Source organism: Flavobacterium adiutor (assembly GCF_048282555.1).
Classification (GTDB): Bacteria; Bacteroidota; Bacteroidia; order Flavobacteriales; family Flavobacteriaceae; genus Flavobacterium.
On sequence record NZ_CP182487.1, the window covers coordinates 2,822,237 to 2,847,032 of the forward strand.

Here is a 24,796-nt window from a genome sequence, read left to right on the forward strand (position 1 = left end):
ATCAAAAAATACCCGAATTACTTTTTTAACGAGCACCATTGGATAAAAAATAAAAAAATGACTAAAAAAAATATCATCTTTGGGATTCTGTTACTGTCTTTTCACGGTGCTTTTTCTCAGTTCAAAACAACAATTCCACTCGATAAAAACGTTACGACCGGGAAATTAAAAAACGGTTTGACCTATTATATTCTGCATAACGAAGAGCCAAAAGACAGGGCTAGTTTTTATTTTGTTCAAAATGTGGGTGCCATATTAGAAGATGACAATCAAAACGGATTGGCGCATTTTCTGGAACACATGGCGTTTAACGGAACGGAACATTTTAAAGGAAAAGGCATAATCAAAATGCTGGAAAAAAACGGTGTTAGTTTTGGTAAGGACATCAACGCTTACACCGCTCAGGACGAAACGGTTTACAACATCAGTACTGTTCCGGTAATCAACGAAAAACTAATCGATTCTACCCTTTGGGTGTTACACGACTGGTCCGGTTCTTTATCTTTAACCGATGCAGAAATCGATGCAGAAAGAGGGGTCATCCGCGAAGAATGGAGAACAAGAAGAACGAGTGATTTCCGTTTAAAAATGCAGACCGATCCTGTTTTGTACAAAGGTTCAAAATATAGTAAACGCGATGTGATTGGAGATTTGGATATCATCAATAATTTTAAATATGCTGAATTGCGTAATTACTATAAAAAATGGTACAGACCGGATTTACAAGCTGTTATTATCGTTGGAGATATCGATGTAAAAGCCATGGAACAAAAGGTAAAAGCAATATTTTCTGGTATTCCTTTAGCTAAAAAAACTACGCCAAGAACGTATGAAATAATCCCGAAACATGACGAATTGTATTTTGAAACTGCTTCAGATAAAGAAGCTTCTTCAACAGCTATTACTTTGCGGTACATCATAGACGAACCACTTATAAAAGATAGTCTTGTAACACGCAAAAACGTCATGAACTCTTTTTATACCAGTATATTAAACAATCGTTTTAACGAACTACTCTTAAAAAATCAAGGTTCAAGTCTGAATTTAAAAACCTATTTTAGCGAAATTTCAAGATTAAACACCACTTATAATATTTTGGCTTTAGGTAAAAAAGGAAAAACGCTGGAGGCATTTGAAGAAGCCTACACAGAAGCAGAACGTTTAAAACGCTTTGGTGCGATACAAGCCGAATTAGACCGAACTAAAAAACTTTTTATAAGCTCTTACGATGATTTTATCAGTAATAAAGATAAAATTGACAATGAAACATGGGCTGATAAATTGACAAACTATTTCCTGAAAGCCAAACCATTCCTTTCCGCTGAGGATGATTACAAACTGATAACAGGCATTATTAAAAGCATCAGTTTAGAAGAATTGAATGCTTATGTGAAAACCATTCAAAAACCAACAAATCAGGTGGTTTTGGTAACAGGTTCTGATCAGGATAAAAATGATTTCCCAAACAGAGAAGCCGTTGTAAATGTCATGAAAAAAGTAGAAAACATGACTTTAGAACCTTATACAAAAAAAGAAAACAATGCGCCTTTAATAGAAAAAGAATTAAAACCTGCTGCCATCAAAAAAACATTTGAAGTAGCCGGAATAAAAAATGCCAAAGGATATATTTTAGAAAATGAAGCTAAAGTAATTGTGCTTCCAACAACGTATTCTCAGGACCAGATTGTTTTCTCAGCATTTTCAAAAGGCGGTAAATCTTTAGTAAAGACAGAAGATCTGGCTTCTGCCGAAATCGCAACTGTTATTGCAAGATCTTCCGGACTAGGGAACTTTGATAATTTAGGTTTAAAAGAAAAGCTCGCCGGAAAAATGGCACAGTCATCACCTTTTATTGGTGAAAATACGCAGGGATTCGAGGGAGGTTCAAATAAAGCCGATCTAGAAACGATGCTACAAATGCTTTATCTTTCTTTTGAGTCGCCACGTTTTGATTCGAACATTTTTACTATTCTAAAAGAACAATATAAAAACAATTTAGAGAATATTAAAAACGACAATGAAAATGCTTTTAAAGAAGCTGTTGACTTAGCAAACTCGAACCAAAACCCACGTACATTTCTGTTCAACGAAAAATTCCTGGAAGCTATTGATCTGAAAAAAGCTGAAAACATCTACCGTGACCGATTTAAAAGCGCGGCTGACTTCACGTTTATTTTTGTTGGAAATATTCCGGAATCAGGATTAGAATTGATTCAGAAATACATCGGAAATCTAAAATCAAATCCGGCTGTAAAAGAGAATTATGTCAATCATAACATTGAACCTAAAAAAGGAAAAACAGTTGTTCATTTTAAACGTCCGATGGAAGTAGCTAAAACTACGGTTTACCTGAACTTAACAGGAAAAACAGAATACAGCAAAGAAAATGCACTTACGATGTATGTGATAGGTCAGCTGTTATCAAAACGATTTTTGCAGACCATTCGCGAAGAAGAAGGTGGAAGTTATGGCGTAAATGTAGGCGGAACTTTGGAACAAATTCCTTCACCAACTTTTAGCCTTGCTCTGACTTTTGACTGTAATCCTGATAAACAGGAAAAATTAATGCAGATTGTCTGGAAAGAATTAAATGATTTAAAGACGGTTCCGGTAAATGCAAATGATTTGGAGGACATTAAAAAAGCGCTCCTAAAAAACAGAGAGGAATCGCTTAAAACCAATTCATTCTGGAACAGTACCATTTATAATAACACTTTAAATCAGATTCCGTTTTTACAGGATGAAGACTATAAAAATTTAATTTTTAAAATTAATCAAAAAACTATTCAGCAGTTTAGTAAGCACGTTTTGGATAGTTCTAGTAGTGTCGAAGTGATTATGAGCCCTGAAAACACAGGAAAGTAAGAGCTTTAGAATACATTTTTATTTTATTAGTCATTAAAGGTTGTCTTTGCCAAGACAGCCTTTTTTGTTACACGAATACTAGGCAGATTTATAATATGATAGTCATTTGTTTTTCAGCAAAATAGGTGATTCTATTAGAAAAACGAAAATGCTCAAAAAGAGTCAAAATAAACATAAAAAATCCCAGTAGCTATTTAGCCTGGAGCTGGACTACTTTTTTTGATACATCTGCCAAAGAAGTAAAATAACCTAAATATTTTCAGAATCGGTAGTATCTCAAAATATATTCTAAAACCTTACAATCCACTTTTTTACTTAAAATCAATAGTTTTAGTTGTTCCATTATTAAATTGAATTGTAACACCATCATTCATCTGGTCCACATTTTTTATAGGAAGTAAGTCTTCTTTTTTCCAATTCTCACCGGATTTTTTCCAAAGCATCAGGGTTGCATAAATATTTGTTTTATCTGATTTGATATCATTCAAAACATTTATTACAGCACTTTCATTGCTTTCCGGATGCAGTCCTTGTGTTTTTACAATTTCTGTTTTATCCCAACCTAAAAGCGGAATCATAGCCAATTGGAATTTTCCGTTGTCGATGATGGTAACCTCATGTCCTTTTATATTTTTTTTGGTTGTCATAATTTCTTTGTCCATTTTAGGCAATGCATAATGTCCCAAACGCATTGAAACAGCTTTGTCACTATTATTTTTATCCACTCTTAAAATGCCGTTTGGTAAAGGAATATCTGCTAAACTAAATTTTATATTCTCATCGGTCTCTAAAACTACATTTCTGTAATAAATACCATTTTCAAATTTTTTAAAATTAAATAACCGGAAAGCTTCCCATTTATCATCTTTATTTTTAATGACATAATTCATTGCAACTTCTCCATTTTGCCCGTCAGCCTGCCACGGAAAAGCGCTGTTATACGAAAGTCTGTTATAGTTTTCTGTAGATCTGAATTTCTGCCAGTCGTCTTTTACCTTTTCATGACACCACGCTCTTACTTCTGAAGCGCCAATATTAGGGTAATCCGTTATCAGGATTTGTGAATCTCCCTGATATGTATTGTAAACCTCATCTTTTTTGAATATAGTATCCCAATCGCCGTTGTTTTCTTTGGCTGTCCAAAACGGATTATTGTCCGGAACCAGTAATCCCATAAAGATTTTCCCCATCCAGTACACACTTCCGCGACAGCTGTAATTTTGAACGGCTGGTTCGAATGCACCATAAAAACCAAGCGTAGGCACGTTGTTCTTCATGAAATCAGGATGTGTCAAAAATTGTTTGATTACACCGGATGAGATTCTGCGCATCCAACCGTAATTGATATCAGGATCATTTTGAAATCCCATCAACGGAAAAGGAACCACAGCCCCAATTCTGTAACTGATGCTTCTTCCCCACATAATCATTTCACCATCTTTACTAAACAAATAGGGATAATTATTTTTTAAATCGCTAAAGTTTGACATGAACTTTGCCGCAATTTCAGGATAGTATTTCTTTCCAAAAAACTCAGACCAAATATTGCCGTACATCTGAAAAGCCCACATACTGTAATAATCAAATGCAGGACTGTCGTTGTACCAGCCATTGCTACGATAATGTTTTAATGATTTTTCTAAATAGTCGACCAATAATTTTTCGTTGACGGTATAACCTTGTTCTTTAAAAAAACTGAGGACAAAAATATTGAAGAACTTCCAGTTAGAATCTACCGTTGGTCCGTCACCGTAACTCAGCATTATTTTAGCCAGATCGTCTTTTTGATCTTGTGGAAGCGGTTTCCATAAAACGTCAGGATTGGTCAGAAGCGAAAGTGCCAAAGCGCCAAATTCAACGAGCTTTTGACTAGGTCCGCCATTTTTAGCACGCGGTTCAATGTAAGCTGCACTGTTTGGATCAGCTAATTTGGCTATCTGATAGCGATAATAATCGGCTACTTTTATATTATTGATGACCAAATCCGGATTTTCCTTTAACAAAGGTGAAGCAATGAATAAGGTCCTGCAAAGACCTTCCAGTTTCTCTGTCGGAACCTGATTTGGATTCGATGGGTAGCTTTTTCCTTCCTGTTTTGGAAATTGCATTGGGTCATCCAGTTTATGAATATAGCTAAAAGCCCCTTCCAGCAAATAAAGTGCTGCATCTTTCCAGTGCTGTTTTGTCATTCCGGTTTGCGGACTAATTTTGTAATCTGGATTTTTAATCTGAAATACAGCAGCCGTATTTTCTTTATGTTGTGCAAAGAAAGAAATACTGGAAATAAACGTTAAAAACAATATTCTAAATTTATTCATCTTGTAAGGATTTTATAATCTTGAGATTTAATTACTAATAACTGTTTCGAACGAATACTCCCCTGACTCTATTTCGAAAACAGCTTTATTATTTTTCATATTCAAAAATTTGATTCCGCTCTTTTTACCATTTATTGTTATGTCACTTTCTTTTAAAGAAGGTAAATAAAGTGTCGCTGTTGTATTTGCAGGCACAACAAAACGGAACTCATATTTGCCATTTTTCGTTTCCCAGCTGCTTTCAATACGTCCGTACATGGAATCATAATATCCATTTGCAAAAGTCATCTCTCCGGTAGTATTGGGTTCAGGCTGTAAAATAAAATGTTTAAATCCCGGTGCATTATCATCTCGTACAATTCCTAACGAATAATTATACATCCACGCTCCTACGGCTCCGAAGGCGTAATGATTAAAAGAATTCATTCGGTTATTCCCTCCAAATCCATCTTGATGCGTATACGAATTTAATCGTTCCCAAATCGTAGTTGCTCCTTGGGTGACAGGATACAACCACGAAGGATAAGATTTGTTTTGGACTAACTGATAGGCTACATCAGAATATCCATAATCTGAAAGTGCTTTGTTTACCCATGCAGTACCAATAAATCCGGTCATTAAGGAATAAGGCGGACAAACCACACCCTGATCTGTTTTGTTTTCTCTTTGTATAGAAGATATAAACTGCTTGATAGCCAAATCTGAATTCTCTTTATCCAAAACATTAAAAGCAAAAGGCAGCACATAAGAAGTTTGGGTATCTATAACTTTACCCCTAAATGAAGTTTTTCCCGTAGCTTTATCAAGATAAGTTTTATTGAAAAAATCTTTTCGTTGCCTGTAATATTCTGAAAAGTATTCCTGATCTTTCTTTTTATCTAATAAGCCGGCAACTTTAGCCATAATTTCCAAATCATAAATAAAATAAGCTTCCCAGAATAGTGTTTTTTCATTTTTAGAATCCTCTAAACTCAGCCAGTCACCTAATGAACCCCAGGTATCTCTTTCATTTTCTTTTAGAACACCTGTTTTAGGATCAATATCATCAATCAGATAATTGGCGTAGTTTTTCATAGCTTCGTAATGCTCTTCTAATAAACTGAGGTCACCGTATTGCAGATAATTTTCCCAAACAACAGTAATTCCGGCACTTCCCCACAACGTTTCTCCAAATCCTACACCAATTGGGGCTACATCCGGAAAGCGTCCATCTTTACTTTGAATATCTCTCATGGCTAACATGTGTCTTTTGAGAAATTGTTTCACATCTGCTAAATGAACTGCTGTTCTGGAAAAAACCGAAATATCCCCACTCCACCCCAAACGTTCGTTACGCTGTGGACAATCAGTAGGTATCGATAGAAAATTCCCTCTCATTGACCAGGTAATATTTTCCCACAACTTATTTACCAAAGGATTTGACGTTTGATAATGTGAAGACAATTCATGTATCGAACTCAATACTGTTCCTTTAACATCGGTTAACTGTAACGGATTTTCAATTCCTGTTATTTCTATGTAACGATATCCGTGAAATGTAAATCGGGGCGCTATAACCTCGTTACCTCCTTTAGTTGTGTAAATATCCTGCGACATGGCTGCCCTTACATTTTCAAGCATCAGTAAATCTTCATTCCCTTTATATTCCGGTAAATCCGGATATAAAACTTCGGCATAACGCAATGTGATTTTCATGCCTTTTTCTACATTGCTCAGGGTAATATTGGGTACACCAACCATATTTTGTCCCATATCGTAAACAAATACACCGGGACGAACTTCTTTAACAGATTGAGCTGTTAATTCCTTTATTGCCTTAACCGTAGTTCCAAATTGCCCCATCAATTGAGCATCCGAAAAATTATTAAAATTGGGTAAATTAGCCGTTCCTTCTGAACTTACAAAACCATCAGTTCCTATGGGTGACGCCTGATGCCAAAGCGATGCATCATATTTTGCTGTACTCCAGCCTTCAATTGCTTTTTCTTTTACAGCATCATAAACTTCCCCCTGAAAAAAACTGCTGTATTTTACGGGACCATCATTAAAATACGTCCATGTTTCAGGATTACTTGTGATAATTTTTTCGCTCCCATCAGCATAAGTAACTACCAGTTTAGCCAGCATCGATTGACGATCACCAAAGAAATTCCAGTTTTCACCAACAAACGTACTGCCTCCACTCCACCAGCCTTCACCAAGAATGGCTCCTAATACATTATTTCCTTCCTGAATATTGGACGTTACATCATAGGTTTGGTACAAATGAGTTTTATTGTACTGGGTGAGTCCGGGATTAAAATAATCGTTTCCTATTTTTTTTCCGTTTAAGTAAACGTCATAAATACCTCGTGCTGTGACATACAATCGTGCTTTATTTATTTTAGGAGAATCGATTTTAAATAAGGTACGCAGCATGGGCATGGAATTCTGACTTGGATCAGCCAGAACGAAAGCTTCTTTATTTCCTCCTGTTACAACGTAAGTATTGTTTTCAACCGTTACTTCTTTAAATGACGAAAATATATCTGTACCAACGCTATTATCAGAAAAAATAACATTTGAAGGACTTCGGTAATTTTTGATTTCAATTTTTGAAAACTTTGCTTTTTCTCCCTTGGGCATTAAAAAACCAATATCACCTACTACAGGAAAAGCGATAAAATCACCTCCGGCTCCTAATGGATTGAGATTAATATCAGCGACAAGATTTTCTTTTGAATTTCCATCGATATAAATTTTAGTAACTCCTAAAGAGCTTTGTATATTTAGAGTGTGAGGATTGTATTTGTTTTCATTATTAATTAGTATGTTCGGAATTGCAAAACTTTTAAAAGGGATTTCTTTTTTATCATTTGGATGATAGCCCACCCGATAAATATTTAGCATAGCCTGTGCATCTGAATTTAAAGGTTTCGTACTCAGTTCGATCTGAATGTAACTTTCACCTTCCTTATTTTCCAGTTTAAATAGATTTTTATTTTTATCCATTAAACGCTGATCATTCGCACCATAAACTAACGATGCTTTTGTTGATTTTGATTTTTCATCCAGCTGAATTGTACCATTGATACAAAAAACAGGAAGATATTGGGAGTACAAAACCATATCATCGGGACTTCCACCAATCCATTTTGCTCCTGACCAGGCTGTTATTTTGTTATCTGAATCACTATTCGTAACCATTTTGTGGTTCATCAAACCAGTTTCAAACCATGAATTTACCGAGTACTTTTTTCCTTTCTGATCCCAAACAATTACGGCCCAGTTATATAATGTTGTAGGTTTCAATTCTACCCCCTTATATTTTATATTAATGGATGTTCCACTTTTAATTTTACCGGTATTCCAAACCTCAGTACCCTGATCATTTTTTACAATAATTTGACAGGCCGTTTGATAATAGCTTCTGTTTTTATCAACGGTTTTCATTTGCCAGCTAAATACTGGCTGAGATACATCAAGACCAATAGGAGTTACCGTATTTTCTACCTTCAGATTACTAATGTGAATATTAGCATCACTAAGTATCGCCTTATTTTCTTCTTGCTGAGCGTATAAAGGTAAACTGAAAATAACGGCAAAAAGCCAATTAACCAAAAGTAACGTTCTTCTATTTTTTTTCATTCAATAATTTATTTTATATTCGAAAAACAAGTGTAAAAAAAACACTTTTTTCAAATATATAAATATAAGCTTAAATTTTGCTTATTTATTTTGATTTAACCCGAATTACGACTTGGTTGAATTTGCTGAAAAATCTTTTGTAATTATAGTAGCATTAGGATTTTAAAACTCAATTTACATAATTATTTTCTAATGCGGAATTTGGGTTTAATTGCTCATCAGTAACCTTATTTTCTTTTGTGAGTTTTAAAAAAAAAATCTATTGTTAAAAGAGGGGGTACTTAATACGCATGTATCAAAAATTTTGTACATAGACTATTGCTCTTTATTTTGGTTAGATTTTATTAATTCAATTCCTTTAATGATATATTGATCCTGAGCAAAATTTGACGTGGTTTCATTAACATAGTGATCTATTTTTAAGCCTTTTCTTTGTACACCAGTTCCATCGGGATAAAATGCGCCTAAGCTTGTGAAATTAGTTTGTGTCCCATCAGGCATAGTGAAAGTGGCAATATTCATAACAGAACCGGCAGTGCTTTCGCCAATAGTCAGGCAATTAGGAGATGCTTGAATAGCCATCCCGATAAACTCCATTCTACTTTGAGTTGAACCATTAACTAATAAAACAATTCTTTTGTTGTAGTATTTTAAGTTTTTACTGCCACTTTCAAAGGGATCGATAATAATTAAAGGGGTATCAAATTTCGCCAATGAAGGCCTATCTGGTAAAGGGAAAAGAACTTTTATAAATTTTCTTTTTTCAGGATAAGTATATTTTGGAATATCAGCTTCTGAAATATATTTTGGAGCATTTCTTAAATCAATTACAATTCCATCTGTGGTTGAAAATTCTTCAAATGCTTCTTTTAATTCATTTTTAGTAATTTCCTTCAAATTTATGTAGCCAATTTTATTATCAATAAGCTGCCATTTTTTTTCAACATAAAAGCTTTTTAACCAGGAAGGATCTGTAACTTTAAAGTCTTTATAAAGATGAATATATTTATCAATGATCGAATCTTTTCTTTTTATTTTAACTTTAATACTATCTTCATTATTATAGAATACCCATCCTGCCACCCTTTTCAAATAAGAATCATTTGAAAAAGAAAGCAACGAGCCTACTTTTTTGTTGAGTACTGACTTAATATTTTGATCTTGGACTTCGATTATCAAATCCCCTAATTTCAAATCATCTTTTTCACCTAATTTATTATTAAAAATACCTGTAACTACTAAAGTGTCATTAACAAGTTTTACTCTAAATGGCGGTTTGTAGTTAAATATTAGCGAGTCAGATACAAGTTTCGAAAGATGATAGGCGTGACAATCCTTTATAGAAGCTATTAATTTAGTTTTTTGTACTTCATATTCAAGATTAGAATTACTGTTTACGAAACTATCAATAAAATAATCTAACTGACTTACCCAATTGGTATCAATCAAATATTTATTCACATAATGATACTGGATAACATTCCAATAGCTAAATAATTCAAGTAGTCTGTGACTTTTAATTTTATAATCAAATGATTTAAATTCTCCACTATCTTTTGGAGCTTTTAATTTCCTGTTTATTTGCTTCACAACATAATAATTGCCGATAATTGTATTTTGTTTTAATTGTTTTAAATAATTATAAAGTTTGTCATTAGCTGAATATTGTTCTATCCAATCATAATCCAGATTTTTTTTGAATAAATCCTCAGTACCACTATCTATCTTTATTTTACTGGTTTGAATTGATAAAATGAAATTTAGCAAAAAATCATTGAGTTCACTCTGTGAAGTAACAATATCCAGTTTATGAACATTTTCAATAAATGTTTTATCCCAGTCATATTTCCCCTTACTCACTTCAGAATGATGGTATTTCATTAACCCCCAAACAAGCCCGAATTGTTTGTATTTCTCATTAGCTGTGATTTCTTTTTTTTCCTGCGAAAAACTTTGTATCATAAAACAGAAGCAAAGAGCAATTGCAAAAATATTTTGTTTCTTCATAAATTTTATTTTAGTCAGCTTCTTGTTTAAATTTCGACCAATACAAAAACAAATAAGTAATAACCAGACTATCAAATCAATAATTTTTGTCATTAATTTTCTGAAAATACGTTTTAGATTCCATTTACCAAACCATTGTAAAACAGGTTTTTTATCCGTAATTTTTACAGGAAGCCACACATATGTCCCATCAATAGGATTGTCAGGTTTCCAACGGTCGGCCATGAAAATAAACTGATCTTTTTTACCCTAAGCAGGTAAAATATAAGTGCTTTGCGAATGAAACGTAAGGTCGGCATCTTTACCGGTACAGGGATTTCCTATCGATTCCCACGGTCCCCAAATAGAATTCGATTTAAAAGAACGTGCTTCATTTGGTTCCCAGCCTGTACAGCCTGAAGTTATCATATAATAAATTCCGTCTTTTTTAAAAATCGCCGGTGCTTCATTATGACCTGCCGGCGCCATTCGGATCCATCTTTCTGTGAAATTTAAATAATCATCAGTCAATTCAGAAATATGAAGCGTCAGATTTTCCTCAGAAGAATGGATAAGGTATGCTTTGTCATTATCATCAACATACACTGTCATGTCTCTTGCCATTTGTCCTTTTTTAAAATCCCTGCGCACCAGCATTCCGTTTTGAATAGCGTTTATCCATTCCGGGCTCCAGGATTCTAAATTCTGTTCAACTGTAGAAGCGGATTTAAATTCATCCTTAAAATTGATTGGCCAGACCCCTTTATTCGGGCGATATGATTTTTTATAGGTAAAAGGTCCTTTTGGAGAATCACTTATGGCTACAGCAGCTCTGGCAGCTTCATAGCCTTGTCCCTTAATTTCCAAATGAAACCACATCACGTATTTGCCTATTTTTTTATTAAAAACGACTTTTGGACGCTCGATGATGCATCCCTTTGTTATTTCCGAATTAGGATTTTCCTCTACTTTTAGCACAATTCCTTCGTTGATCCAGTTATACAAATCTTTTGACGAATAACAACTAACACCTTTCATTGCTGTATTTCCTTCTTTGCCTTCGGTTTTAAACTCTCCGTACCAGTAATAAATGCCGTTAACAAAAACAACACCTCCTCCATGAGCATTGATGTGTAAGCCGTCAGTATCTTTCCAAAATTTTCCTGGTTCAAAAGAACTATTTTGTCCAAAAACTAAAGAACACATAAAACTTATAAGTAGCGAATATTTTAATTTCATTTTAATTGTTTTTGATAAACCCTGATATAATCTATTATGTATTGTGAGGGTAAATTATCGCTTGTAAATTCCCCGCCGTTCATTCCTCCTACTGCCAGATTTACCAGTAGATAATGAGGCTGCTGAAAAGGTTTTATCTTTTGATTTTTATATTTCATTGATTCTGAAATATTTATTTCATTGAGTAACTGGTCATCAACATATAATCTGATCCATTTGGCATCCCAATCCATTCTCCAGATGTGAAATTTGTCCACCCAATTTTCATTAAAATCACTTAGCATTTTTGTAGAACTGTCCCAGACTGTTTTGGATTCATCTGATTTCCAGCATGCATTTGCTAATATTTTTCCCGTGTAATATTCCATAATATCAATCTCCCCATTCGCAGGCCAGTTTCCGTCTACACCCAATGTCCAAAAGGCTGGCCACATGCCTTTTGTAACCGGAATTTTAGCCCGCATTTCGAATCGTCCATATTGCCAGGCATGCTTTCCATGGGTTATTAAACAAGAAGATGTCACTTTTACAGAATCTCTATTTTTTGTCCAGTCGGAATGTTTTTTTGAAACAAAGTCAGGATTTGATCTGTTTTCTTTTCTTGCTTCAATAATCAGAAAACCATTTTTGCAGAAAGCATTTTCTTTTTGATACCACTGCGCTTCCTCATTTCTCACAAAACCTGTTTCATAATTCCAGTTCTTTTCATCCGGAATACCTTCAGCAGTAAATTCATCACTCCAAACCAGCTGATACCCTTCTTTTTGTGGCTTTTGTTTATATGAAAAGAGGGTATACACGATTACTGCACTTCCTAAAACGAAAAAACGATTCACTTTAAATTTCATTTCATTATTATTTACAATACTGAAGTAATATTGTTTTTAAGAAAATGGGGGATCGCTCAAAATCCCCCATCGTCCAAAAAAACATTATAACCAAACTAACTTATTTTTATCTCTTAATTTTTATTTTTTGACAATTCGGATTGTTTTGTCAGGGTAAGAATTAAACTTTACAAAATATACTCCTGCACTGTTATGTTCCAGATTCAGATGGATTTTACCATTTTCAACAGCGTAATCCGATTGCGAAATCAATTTCCCATCAGCGGTATAAATTGCAATATGCTGAGATGTTACACTAATTGGAAAATCAACATCAAACTGTCCGGAAGTTGGATTTGGAAATGCTTTTATATTCCCTGAAAATTCTTTCTGGTTTTTATTTGTTGCTAAAGTCGTATTAATAGTTCCGTAAAACTCAAGCTCAGCTATATTTCCATAACCCGTTGGAGAATACCAATAGATGTATCTGTATTTTGGCGTTGCTAAACCGGAATCCTGAGTAAAAACATCATTGGCAGGTGTCCCCGTTATTACATGTAAAACTTCATAAGAATTGAGGTAATCATCACTGTTTGAACCGCGAATTTCACTTCCGGTCATACGATTTCCAAAACCATTGCGGGGAACATATCTGATATCCGTAAGACTGGCTTTACCGTTTACTCCAAAATCATAACCTAAATAACCAACAGCAGTTGGTCCATCAACATAAGTTGTCAGATTTTCATCAAAAGCTTTGTCAATTGTAGCACTACTACTTTGATACGATCCTGAATGTCCAATTATACTGCCTGTAATCTTTTGACCCTGAGCAGGTGTTGCGGTAAGAAGATTTGATTCTGGTCCTTCCCCTAAAGTATTAAAAGCAGCAATTTTATAATAGTAAGGCGTTCCGTTTGAAACTGATACATCACTGTAGGCATTCGTCGTAACAGTTCCAATAGTTGTAAAAGGTCCTGATGGTGAAGTAGCTCTTTTTATATAGAATTCAGCATCATACATAAAATCCCATGTAAGATTTACTTTTGCATCTCCGTAGGTTAAACTTGCATTGGTAACGGCTTGCGGAATTGCAAATGCCATTGTTTTAACATTTAAAGGTGTAGAATACGCACTTTCACCACCAGTATTTACTGATGCTATTTTATAGAAATAATCTTTATTCTCCTGTAAGTTAATATCATCGAAAGTCGTTTCTTTTAAATATACGGCCACATCCTGATAGGTTCCGCTCAGCGTTTCCGATCTCTTAATTGTATAGGATTCTGCTCCTGCAACCGCTGACCATTTTAAATTGATTATCGATTTCGATAATGCTTTCCCTTCAATATTTGCTGGTGTAGCAGCAATTGGAGCCTGTTCGAACAACAAAATAGGTGAATATGCCGATTCTACATTGTCTTTACCCACAACTTTGATTCGGTATTCTGCTCTTGAATGAACTTGGTCTGTCTTCTTAATGATTTTGTAATCAGTTGATTCATAAAAAACCGAAAAATCATTTTCTCCGGTTAATTTTCTTTCCAGAATATATTTATTAACCAAATCGTTATTAGAACCTGTCCAGTTGATTGTGATATTCTGATAATCAGATGATAATTGGTAAGTTAGCGTTTCTACCTTTGTTTTCCAGGTGGAAATATATTCTCTATTTGAACTGTAAGCTTTTGCTGAAGCATTATTCGCATAATACTCTCCTGCAGGTGTTAACACTACATAACTTGTAGCAGTACTTGAAATTACAGGTGCCGTTTGAAGCCATACATAATTTTGCCAGTTTGGGTTTCTTGTTTTAAAAGCATCATCTATCGTAACATACATTGCCCTTGCATCCTGTACCCAATTGTAAATAGAGTAACGCTCTACATAATCAGTAGTCTCTAGTACGTTTAATATTGCTGCAAGATCATTTTTATGCTTGATTGCATTTGCATCGGTCAATAAAGTTGGCCCATCCGGAAAATTATTCCCTGTCCAGTTTGCCCCTATGTTCCACTCAGTAATCCACAGCGGTCTCTTGTATCTGTCGTAGATATTTTGCAGATCACTTTTCCATTGTGCAGCAGTTTTATACCAATAACAGTGAATGGCTACATAATCAATTCGGTAATTATTTGCTTCAGCCTGAGTCATAAAATTCCCCAACCACGGATTAAATGGATCTGAAGTTGCAGGAGAACCTAATCGTAATCCGGATTTCATTAATGCCGGCCAGGAAGCAATCGCTGCTTCAACTGTCATATTGGACTGATCAGGACGATCCGGCTCATTAAATCCTAAAAGATGCGTATACCCTTCTTTTGTGTATGCAGGTGTAAATGACGGCCAGTAATTGGTTTGTCTTATGGGTACATACTCAATATTGGGTGTAGAACTCATTCCGGTATTCCAGTTATAGTACCAGGTAATATTCGTTGCATTCATCGCTTCTGTGCTTCCTCCTGCAAGTCCTTTTTTGTTGACTTCATGCCATTTCATGGTTCTGATAAACGATATCGTTCCATTTAAGTTAACAGGTAAAACCGGAACTTCCAAATCCTGATTTTCGGCTATAAAAACCCTGCTATATCCGCTTCCGTCAGCATTTGAAGCAAAAGTTGCCATATATCCTTTTTTCAACTTGAATGACTTAATAGCATTATCAAATGAGCTTAAATTATCATGTGGCGAAACGGTTTCATATTGTTGAGAAGTACCCCCGAAGTTTTCTGCTGTAAAAACTTCCAATGGCTTCAAATCCGAGGCATAAGGAGCTACAACAGCACCTCCTCCATAATTCGATACAATTACGTTAATTCCGCTGTCAGCCTGAATACCGTTTACTGATATGTATTGCAAATAAGAACTAATGACAACAGACGGTTTTACATTTTCAAAATACACCTGTGCGTTAGCCGAATTTAAATTCACAGTTGCATTAATCAACGGATTATAAGCATTTTTTAAATACAAAGAAGCCGATGAATTCATGACCACTTTTGATTTTGCATAAGCCCCAACATTCACACTTCCTGAAATATCCTCTACTTGCAAAGAAGGACTTATAGTTTTTTCAGGAGCATAAGCCGTATTTTCAAAAGTTACTGAACTCACTTCCATATCTACGTCACCAACTGCATAATTTTTACCAATAATAATACTTGCAAGCTGCTGCGTCTGAACTTTCAAATCTGCTATTCCAAAAAGCGCTTTATCCCCTGTAATATTAATATAATACGTTCCGGCGTTCTGTGACTGAAAAGATAAATCTCCTTTTCTCAATTTATTGACAGCACCCGATACAAAGCTTTTTGATGAGATAACTGTCCCGCCACCATTCGCTGATGTAGAAACCGATACATTCATTTGGGAACCGGGAGCTAAATTTGAAATATATTCATACAGCCATGAAAACTGATAATCCCTGGAGGCCTCCAGTTGTACAGGAAACGAATAAACAGAATTTTCAACTGCTCCATCCCATCTAATATACAGCAGCCTTCCTGCATAATTTGCATTATCCGATTCAAAGGCATGTCCAGATGTTACGTCCATATATCGTGCGCCACTGGCAGCGTTTGCGGTATTAAAAATAGACGAACCTAACGAATTCGTCCACCCATAAGCTGTTGGTAAACCTGAATTATCATTAGCAAAACCATCCCAGGTATTAATTAAATTCGAAGATTTTAGTTTTAAATCTCCAATTGCCATAAGTCCTGATCCGGCAGTAATAGTGATGTAAAATGTACCATCGGCCGTTGCAATAAAAGAAAAATCGCCTTTTCGTAATTTAGTAGCATTTCCTGTTACAAAGCTTTTAGAAGCTATAACTCCGGTTCCATTTGCCGTTGCTGAAATGGCTACATTAATTGGAGTTCCGGGAGCCGAATTAGATACATATTCATAAATCCACGAAAATTCGTATTTCAGGTCTTTTTCGAGTTTTACAGGATAACTGTAAGTTGAAGTAGAATATGCACTATTATCCCAGCGGATATACATAATCCTACCATTATAAGCCGTATTGTCAGACTCGAATGTATGTCCTGAAGTTACATCTAAATATCGGACACCGCTTGTTGAATTAGCCGTATTCCACGGAAGACTTGCTGAGGTATTCGCCCAGCCGTAATCATTGGGTTTACCCGAATTATTGCCTGCAACTCCGGCCCATCTTCCCAGAAGATTATCAGAACCATATACAGTTGGAACTGCGGAGTTGTCATTTACAAAATCAAGTCCTTTAGAAGTCAGGTAATGTCCGTCCTGATAAATATTTACAAAACCATTTTTTACTGCATACCTATAAGTTTGTTCCTGAGCATTATCTGACGATTTACTTAAATTTTCTATTGATGATAAAACAGTGGTATAATTAAACGCTTTTTTATCTAAAGAAGTTCTAAAACCCAAACCTGTTGTGTTTTTAACCTCAACATCGAGTCCTCTTCCCTTCGCAGAATTCACTTTAGCTTTCAACTCAAGTGTAAACTCTGTCTGATTTGATAAAGGAAAAGTTAGCACATCTGAAGCAGTACCATTATTAAATGTCTTTAAGCCACTTAGTGTCGTAGCTAAATTTACTTTAACAGGAAGATTAGGTGTCTGAGCCTGAATCCGTAACAGAAACACCGATAGCCCGAATACCATAAAAGTGTATATTTTTTTCATATTAAGTCTTATTTAAAAATTGTTTTAATATTCTGTTTTATGCTTTCTTATTTTATTCAGTTAAACTGTTATGAAAGTAAGTAATGAATATTATTTTAGAGTCTAAAGTGAATTATAAATAAAATCTATAATAAGTTTTTTCATTAAATCAAAACCATATAAAACAGTTACTTATATAATTTAATCTAAACTAAAACTTTAAGTTTTAAAAATAATTTGAAGTATCCTAAGAGTCAATAAAGAGTAGCTTCGCAGTCCAAAATCGTAAACTGATTTTGAACTGCTAAACCACTTTTTATATGAATAATTGAATTTTAAAACTTAAAAATAAATTGGATAGGCAACAACGTAATTGATGCTAAAGCTGGCTTTCATCTGCGACAGCATCCTGCCATTTATCCCAGACTTTTACGTTAGGATCGTAACCGTCGTAACCGAAGTTCTGACTTAATTTGCCTTTGATGTTAGCTGTTATAGCACTGTTTGGAATTGGCCAGTAGTTATTGCGCTTGTCCATGGTATAAAATTTAGTACCATTCGGCACAACGATTCCGCTTGGGTATTTGTTGTAAAGTGTGTAATGGACAATACGCTGGTACCAGTAGCTTCCTCCTGCATTGTCTGTTCCCGACTGCTTGTCCCAATTGCTTAAACTGTACGTTTGTCCCCATTCATCGGGTTTTCCACTTATGGCTAAACAATGCGAAATACGTTTTAGTTCTACATTTCTCCATTCTTCCAGATAAAGTTCTCTTCCTCTTTCTGCACAGATATCCCCAATTGTAACCTGTGTGTACATCTGAGAAGCTCCTGCCCTTGCCCTGATAACATTTACATCCTGTGCAGCTCCTGTAACATTACCCTGATAAAAACGTGCTTCTGCTCTTAATAAATACGTTTCTGCTAAACGATATAAATACCAATGTGCTTTACTTCCCGTGCTGGCTCCCTGAAAATCGGTAGCATTTGGATTCGTTTCATTAACAACATCATGCAGATAGATTTTATATAACGGAAAATCAAACCATTCGCGAAGTGTATCTTTTGATAATAAAACATTGCCCTCTTTCTTTCTAAAATTTTGCTGATAATAGGCTGAATTCTTATCACTGTATTTAAGATCTTCCATATTAACCCAGTTACCAACAGTATTATTATGCCTAAGATCCTGCTTGTCTTCAATTCCGTTTACGACCCACATAGGATGCTGTGAATAGTATGAAGCACTAATAGTACCAATACCTCGACCCAATGCTCTTGCATAATCGTATTTAACCTGATAATTTGCATTATTTGAGGCAAAACGAGCTGCTGCCTGTTTTCCATCTGGTGTTGTAAGTGTTCCTGAATTCCAGTTTGGTCCAAAAATTCTCATGGATGCAAATGGTAAAAATGACTGTACTCCTCCGTTTGGCATAATTAATATTGCTTCTTTATTAGCAGCAATAACCTTATTTTCAGGCCTGTGCAAATCCCAGATAACATTTCTGGTAATAGTCCACGTTTGTGGATTTCCTCCCTGGTCAAATGTTCCAAAATTACTTTGCATCAAAGAGTAACCTGACTGATTAATCAGGATATTGGCCTGTGCTTCTGCTTCGGCAAATTTTCCGGAAGCCAGATAACACTTAATCAATAACTGACGGCATGCTCCTTTATTCACCACACCTAAATAAGGGAGTTTTGACTGTTCGGGAACCCATTCTACAGCCTTTTCCATATCTGCCGTAATCATTTCAATGATAGCCTCTTTTTTAGTAGAATAATAGCTTTGCTTTGGGACTTCTAAAATTTTAGTAATTAAAGGTATATCACCAAATTGATAGACCAGATTTAAATAGCGGTATGCCCTGTGAAAATAGGCCTGACCGATATATTTATTTTTAACTTCCTGAGTTAAACTGGTCACCTTATCAATGTATGTCAATATCGTATTAGCATGTTTAATACCGGTATAAGCTTCGTCCCAGTAAAACCCAAGATAAAAATCATCATTTGTTGCCGTTTTAAAACTTCCGGTAGGTACTATAGTATTTGCAAAATCAGAAATAGTACTAGTGTTATCGGTTTTTCCATATTTTGCCATATCAGAGAAAACATATTCTGTACCAATAGGCACACTATTACCGGCATTATTGTAATGAATATAATTATTGCGTAATTGTTTATCAGCACTTGCTAAAACTGCCTGCAAGCCAGCTTCTGTTGAAAATGTAGTTTCAGGTTCGTAAAACGATAGCGGATCAGGCTCCAGAAAGTCCTCTGAACAAGAAACCAAAAGAGCTGCAGCTACTAAAGGCAAAAATGTTGAGATGCTATTTTTTATATATTTTTTCATTGTTGAATAATTATTAAAGTGAAACGTTAAAACCTAAATTAAACATTCGTGTAGCCAGTCCGCCTGTTTCCGGATCTCCGTAGTATTTCCATTCGCGGGAAGCAGACCATGTAGCTAGGTTCTGACACGAAGCATAAATTTTGAAGTTTCTAACATGCAGGCGGTCTAAAAGATCTTTAGGAAGCGTATAAGCCAGCGAAATATTATCTAAACGAATAAAACTACGATCGTATAATTTTGCTGTTCCGGCTCCGGCAGGTCCTCTTGCATCAAGACGGGCCCAGTCATTCGTAGGATTATCAATTGTCCAATACGGATTTACAAACGGATTGTAATTGTTGGTATATAAACTGCCGTCATTGTACGTATTCATATAACGTCCGTCAAGTGATTTGTGTCCCATGTAAGAATACATATTGATTGCCAGATTCCAGTTTTTATAGAATTTAAACTCATTACGTAGCGACCAGTTAATTGGAGGAGCTGTCTGTCCTAAAAATTGCTTGTCTTTTTCATTATAAACAGGTTTTCCATTTACATCATCAGCTGTGTAGCTGTTTTCAACTTTTGGATCTCCAGGACGCTGTCCGTATTTTGCAGCTTCTTCCCACTCCTCTTTTTGCCAGATGCCAATTACTTTATAATCCCAGATTTGAGAGATTGGTCTTCCTATAAACCATCCATTGGTTTTTTCATCAGACTCTTTTTGTCCGATAACATTACCATTGGCATCCTTGATATCTTCCATATTACCATATAGTGCATTAATGATATTCTTGTTGTATGAAAAGGCAACCATAGTAGTCCATTCAAAATTTGGATTTTTTATATTTATAGTATTAAGAGCTATCTCAATGCCTCTGTTTTCAACTTCCCCAAGATTGGTTGCAATTGAGCCAAATCCTGTAAAACCAGGCAAACGCTGAATCATTATCATGTCATGAGTAATTGATCTGTAAACATCAATTGTACTTGTAATTCGGTCGTTTAAGAACCCAAGGTCAAGGCCAATATTTGTAGCTTCTGTTTTTTCCCACTGCAAATTTGGATTTGCCATACGATCGATTCCTAAATACTTCACATCAACAATGTTTCCTGAAGCATCGATATAACCCATTGTTGCACCGGTACCGGAACTTAAGTTTGCTAAAGCTATGTAGGGATCAGAAAGCGTTCTGTTTCCGTTTTTACCCCAGGACAGACGTAATTTACCTGTACTCATAGGATTCCAATTGAACCAGCTTTCTTTATTAAAAGTCCATGCCGCTGCAACAGAAGGGTAAACTCCATACGGATCTGTAGATCCAAATGCTGAGTATCCATCGCGGCGTATTGTTCCCGTAACCATATAACGATCATCAAACGAATAGAAAAGTCTCGCCATTAATGCATCGGCTGTCTGATGCGTATCGTTAGATGTAAATGTACTATTTGCAAGTGTTGCATTAGCAATATTATGAAACCCTAATGCATCTGAAGGCAGAATATTATTGGCATCAACACGATCTGACCATGTCCTGAGCTCTTCGGCTTCCTGAACAAAAGTGGCTATAATATGGTGTTTCTCAGCAAATGTATAGTCCCATGTTAAGGTATTATTCAGATTCCATGTAAAATTTTTACCGTTTTCCCTGTCTACTCCTATGGTAGCAGGATTCCAGCCTTTATGACCTGATGACTGAAAATAACGATTGTAAAAAAATTGATAACGTGGTGCAACATTAAAAGAATAACTAATTCCATAAGGTAAACTTACCTTGGTATTGAAAATGGTATTCAATACCGTATATCCCCTCTCAAGGTCCATAAACTGGCGATCGTAGTAATAATTATAACCACCTATAGTTTGTCCCATTGGCTGTCTCTCATATGCACCGTTTACATCTTTAAAGTTAGAAAAAGGGCTGTTTCTTAACATATTGGCATCCCAGTAATTAGTACCTGTACCCACAGCAATGTCTCCATCTGTACGATCCTGAAAATTAACGTTAGCTCCAAATTCCAGCCAGCTTGTAATTTTCGCATCCACTTTCATATTGGCACGAACTGCCTCATAGTCATTACCCTGAATGGCACCTTCTGACGTTAAATATCCCAAAGACATATAATAGTTTACTTTATCGCTTGCTCCGGAAACACTTAGATTATGATCATGATTAATTCCTGTCCTGAAAGTACTGTCATACCAATTGTGTGTTTTTCCTTCTGTAAAATTTTTCAAAAGCATTGGGTCAGTAATTCCTAAACGGAGTCCCCAGACTTCATTCAGACTCTTTCCTTGTGTTTGTCCAACAGGCTGATAAGCCAGCCATTGTGCTTCAGTGATGCCATATTGGTCTAATTGGCCTGGATTTGTATAGTATCCCGGTTTGCCGGCAGCTGTTCCTGTTATCCATGCTTCATAATTTCCGTTAGCTGTATTTTGACCATATGTCTTAGCCATTTCCCAATCCTGACGATATTTTACATATCCTTCAGGAGAATATACATCACGATAAGCACTTTCATTGACAATTGTTGTGTTGGTAGTAACGTTTATGACAGGCTTACCTGTTTTTCCTCTTTTTGTCGAAATAACAATAACTCCTGCAGATGCCTTAGAACCAAATATAGCTGTTGCAGATGCATCTTTTAAGATATCGATTTGCCCAACATCATCAGGATTGATTTCTGAAAGCTCTCCATAAAACTGCATTCCATCTAAAATAATAAGGGGTGAATTACGATTTGCACCATCAGGATTGTAAACGGAAGTCTGACCTCGAATCTGCAAAGACCCTCCTCCTTTTGCATCAGCAGAATATCCAACTTTCAAACCGGGTACACCTCTCAATAAATCCTGAACAGTTTGTGGATTTTGATTGGCTAAAGCTTCGGGTTTCACCTGAACAATTGCTCCGGTTAAATCCTTTTTCTTCATTTTACCATATCCCACCACCACTACTTCTTCTAAAGAAGCGGCATTCTCTTTTAATTGTATAATAACATTAGATTTATCTTTTACGGTAATTTCCTGAGTTATATAACCAACAAAGGAAACTATCAATACTGAATTTTGATCTCCTGCTAAACTAAATTTTCCATCAAAATCTGTTATAGTACTTATTTTTGTTCCCTTTATCAAAATAGTGGTTCCTGGCAACGGTAACCCATTTTGGTCTTTAACCTGCCCATTTATGGTACTTTGCTGCTGCATTTTTTGAGGCTCTTTTGTCTTGCCTGAAACTTCGGCATAGACATTCACCTGAGTCAAGGAAACCAATACACAAAATATTGTAAGCTTCTTTTTCAACTCAAATCCTGATACGTAATCAGGAGCCTTAATTTTCTTGATAAAATTTGTCATTTTTGGTTGTAATTTTTTGGTTAATTGATTAGTTAGCTTATAAATCACAGCGAATTAGAATCATTCAATTTTCATCTATAAAATTGTTTTTATATTCTAAAATTCTCTGTAACACTATTAATTTACTAGACAAATCTAATTCAACATGCGCAAGTAAAAGGGGGTAATTTCAATATTATAAGAGGGGTAAATCAGCATTTCTTATTAAAAGAATATTTTTTTATGTTTATGATAAAATAAAGTGGTTAAAAATACTTTATACATAATTATTCAAAATCTAAAAAGTCTTTATAGCAAATACAGAAGTCAACATTTTTTTGCAAAAAACAGACTAAAATTGAGCTAACATAAAAAAGGCCGTCAAAATTGACAGCCCTTCAATACCTTATTGGACAAATGAATCAGATCATTTTACAAAACGGGACATTTCTGATGCTGCAAGCAAGAAAGCGCCTACTCCAAAATCAGCTGTAGAATTTTTATCTACAATTTGTCCCGGAATAGCTTTTTCGCCTATAGGCTGTACATATCCAATTGTGCCGTCTGCCTGAAGCGCAAATATTGTTAGGTAATTCCATGATTTTTCTACAACAGGCAAATAAGTTTTCTTATCTAAAATTCCGTTATTGATTCCCCATAAAAATCCGTAAGTGAAAAAAGCGGTACCGCTTGTTTCAGGTCCCGGGGCATGTTCAGGATCCAGAATACTTCTGGTCCAGTAACCTTCATTTTGCTGAGCAGCTGCTAAAGCCTGAGCCATATCTTTAAATCGTTTAATATATTCGCTTCTATATTTAGCCGCTTTTGGCAAATCCTGAATAATTTTAGCATAACCTGCAAAAATCCAGCCATCCCCTCTGGCCCAAAAGTCTTTTTTACCATTTGCACTTTTGTGTTTTGGATAAACATATTTCGCATCACGATAATATAATTTTGCTTCATTATCATACATAATACTGTCGGAATATTGTAAGTATGAATGCAGTTTTTCCAGATACATTTCGTTTCCGGTAACGTTGTACAGCTTTGTCATTACCGGCATGACCATATACAATCCGTCAACCCACCACCAATAATCATTTGCCTGAGTACTCATTTCATACTCCATGACTTCGCGGGCACGGGCAATTTTTCGTGGATCATTTTTACCTGTAAAATTGTATAAGTCAATATAAGTCTGAAAACAAATCTGCCAGTCTCCAAACAAAACGTGCTTGTCAGTTTCTCCATAATTGTATTTCCACTCCAATTTATCATTTGATTTGGCACCCATCCATTGGTTTTTCTCGGCCCAGGCCAAAGAATAATCCAAATATTTTTTGTTTTTAGTCACTTTATAAGCTTCCATGTTTCCGGTATGATAGGCCGAAACATGCCAAAAAGAATTGCCCGGTTCAGGATGTGTTTCTTGCCAGTGATTATTGACTTTATCAATAATTGAAATAACTTCTTTTTTTGATTCTTTTATTGCAAATTTCTTTTGGGCTGTAATTTTACAGCTTAGCAGTGAAAAAGTGGTTAGCGCAATAAGAAATGTGTTTTTTAAATTTATCATTATATAAAAATTTGGTTTAAA

At 35.3% G+C, this 24,796-nt stretch carries 10 protein-coding genes; 1 reads left to right on the forward strand and 9 read right to left on the reverse strand.

The annotated features are described in order from the left end of the window. Nucleotides 1-57 precede the first annotated feature (57 nt). Nucleotides 58-2,865, forward strand: a complete 2,808-nt coding sequence (locus tag ACNC7R_RS11830) for a M16 family metallopeptidase (protein WP_417941286.1) — start codon at nucleotides 58-60, stop codon at nucleotides 2,863-2,865. A gap of 311 nt (nucleotides 2,866-3,176) precedes the next feature. On the opposite strand, the gene ACNC7R_RS11835 is transcribed toward ACNC7R_RS11830, so the two are convergent. From ACNC7R_RS11835 to ACNC7R_RS11875, 9 genes are all read right to left on the reverse strand, one after another. Beyond that, nucleotides 3,177-5,183, reverse strand: coding sequence for a DUF2264 domain-containing protein (locus ACNC7R_RS11835; RefSeq protein ID WP_417941287.1), 2,007 nt, complete (start codon nucleotides 5,181-5,183; stop codon nucleotides 3,177-3,179). A gap of 27 nt (nucleotides 5,184-5,210) precedes the next feature. Beyond that, entirely contained in the window at nucleotides 5,211-8,810 is a 3,600-nt protein-coding gene (locus tag ACNC7R_RS11840; protein WP_417941288.1) for a family 78 glycoside hydrolase catalytic domain, read from the reverse strand. A 315-nt stretch (nucleotides 8,811-9,125) separates the two neighbouring features. Continuing rightward, nucleotides 9,126-11,042 (reverse strand): S41 family peptidase, encoded by a 1,917-nt coding sequence (locus ACNC7R_RS11845; RefSeq protein ID WP_417941289.1) that lies wholly within the window; start codon nucleotides 11,040-11,042, stop codon nucleotides 9,126-9,128. A 24-nt stretch (nucleotides 11,043-11,066) separates the two neighbouring features. After that, nucleotides 11,067-12,035, reverse strand: coding sequence for a glycoside hydrolase family 43 protein (locus ACNC7R_RS11850; protein ID WP_417941290.1), 969 nt, complete (start codon nucleotides 12,033-12,035; stop codon nucleotides 11,067-11,069). Then, the gene (locus tag ACNC7R_RS11855; RefSeq protein ID WP_417941291.1) at nucleotides 12,032-12,883 is read right to left on the reverse strand and encodes a family 16 glycosylhydrolase; all 852 of its coding nucleotides are present in this window, start codon (nucleotides 12,881-12,883) and stop codon (nucleotides 12,032-12,034) included. The genes ACNC7R_RS11850 and ACNC7R_RS11855 overlap by 4 nt, the downstream gene beginning before the upstream one ends. Before the next feature lie 120 nt (nucleotides 12,884-13,003). Next, nucleotides 13,004-17,536: a glycosyl hydrolase gene (locus ACNC7R_RS11860; protein WP_417941292.1), complete on the reverse strand. Its 4,533-nt coding sequence runs from the start codon at nucleotides 17,534-17,536 to the stop codon at nucleotides 13,004-13,006. Nucleotides 17,537-17,894: 358 nt separating this feature from the next. Further along, nucleotides 17,895-19,874, reverse strand: coding sequence for a RagB/SusD family nutrient uptake outer membrane protein (locus ACNC7R_RS11865; protein WP_417941293.1), 1,980 nt, complete (start codon nucleotides 19,872-19,874; stop codon nucleotides 17,895-17,897). Between the two features lie 13 nt (nucleotides 19,875-19,887). After that, on the reverse strand, nucleotides 19,888-23,220 hold the full coding sequence (locus ACNC7R_RS11870; RefSeq protein WP_417941294.1) for a SusC/RagA family TonB-linked outer membrane protein: 3,333 nt from the start codon (nucleotides 23,218-23,220) through the stop codon (nucleotides 19,888-19,890). Nucleotides 23,221-23,626: 406 nt separating this feature from the next. Then, nucleotides 23,627-24,775 carry a glycoside hydrolase family 88 protein gene (locus ACNC7R_RS11875; protein WP_417941295.1) on the reverse strand — a complete coding sequence of 383 codons (1,149 nt, stop codon included), beginning with the start codon at nucleotides 24,773-24,775 and terminating at the stop codon, nucleotides 23,627-23,629. Between the last annotated feature and the right edge of the window lie 21 nt (nucleotides 24,776-24,796).

Coding starts and splice junctions, on each gene's coding strand:
- ACNC7R_RS11875 (WP_417941295.1), bottom strand. CDS start 24,775: ATGATAAATTTAAAAAACACATTTCTTATTGCGCTAACCACTTTTTCA.
- ACNC7R_RS11865 (WP_417941293.1), bottom strand. CDS start 19,874: ATGAAAAAATATATAAAAAATAGCATCTCAACATTTTTGCCTTTAGTA.
- ACNC7R_RS11870 (WP_417941294.1), bottom strand. CDS start 23,220: ATGACAAATTTTATCAAGAAAATTAAGGCTCCTGATTACGTATCAGGA.
- ACNC7R_RS11845 (WP_417941289.1), bottom strand. CDS start 11,042: ATGGCCGACCGTTGGAAACCTGACAATCCTATTGATGGGACATATGTG.
- ACNC7R_RS11830 (WP_417941286.1), top strand. CDS start 58: ATGACTAAAAAAAATATCATCTTTGGGATTCTGTTACTGTCTTTTCAC.
- ACNC7R_RS11835 (WP_417941287.1), bottom strand. CDS start 5,183: ATGAATAAATTTAGAATATTGTTTTTAACGTTTATTTCCAGTATTTCT.
- ACNC7R_RS11860 (WP_417941292.1), bottom strand. CDS start 17,536: ATGAAAAAAATATACACTTTTATGGTATTCGGGCTATCGGTGTTTCTG.
- ACNC7R_RS11840 (WP_417941288.1), bottom strand. CDS start 8,810: ATGAAAAAAAATAGAAGAACGTTACTTTTGGTTAATTGGCTTTTTGCC.
- ACNC7R_RS11855 (WP_417941291.1), bottom strand. CDS start 12,883: ATGAAATTTAAAGTGAATCGTTTTTTCGTTTTAGGAAGTGCAGTAATC.
- ACNC7R_RS11850 (WP_417941290.1), bottom strand. CDS start 12,035: ATGAAATTAAAATATTCGCTACTTATAAGTTTTATGTGTTCTTTAGTT.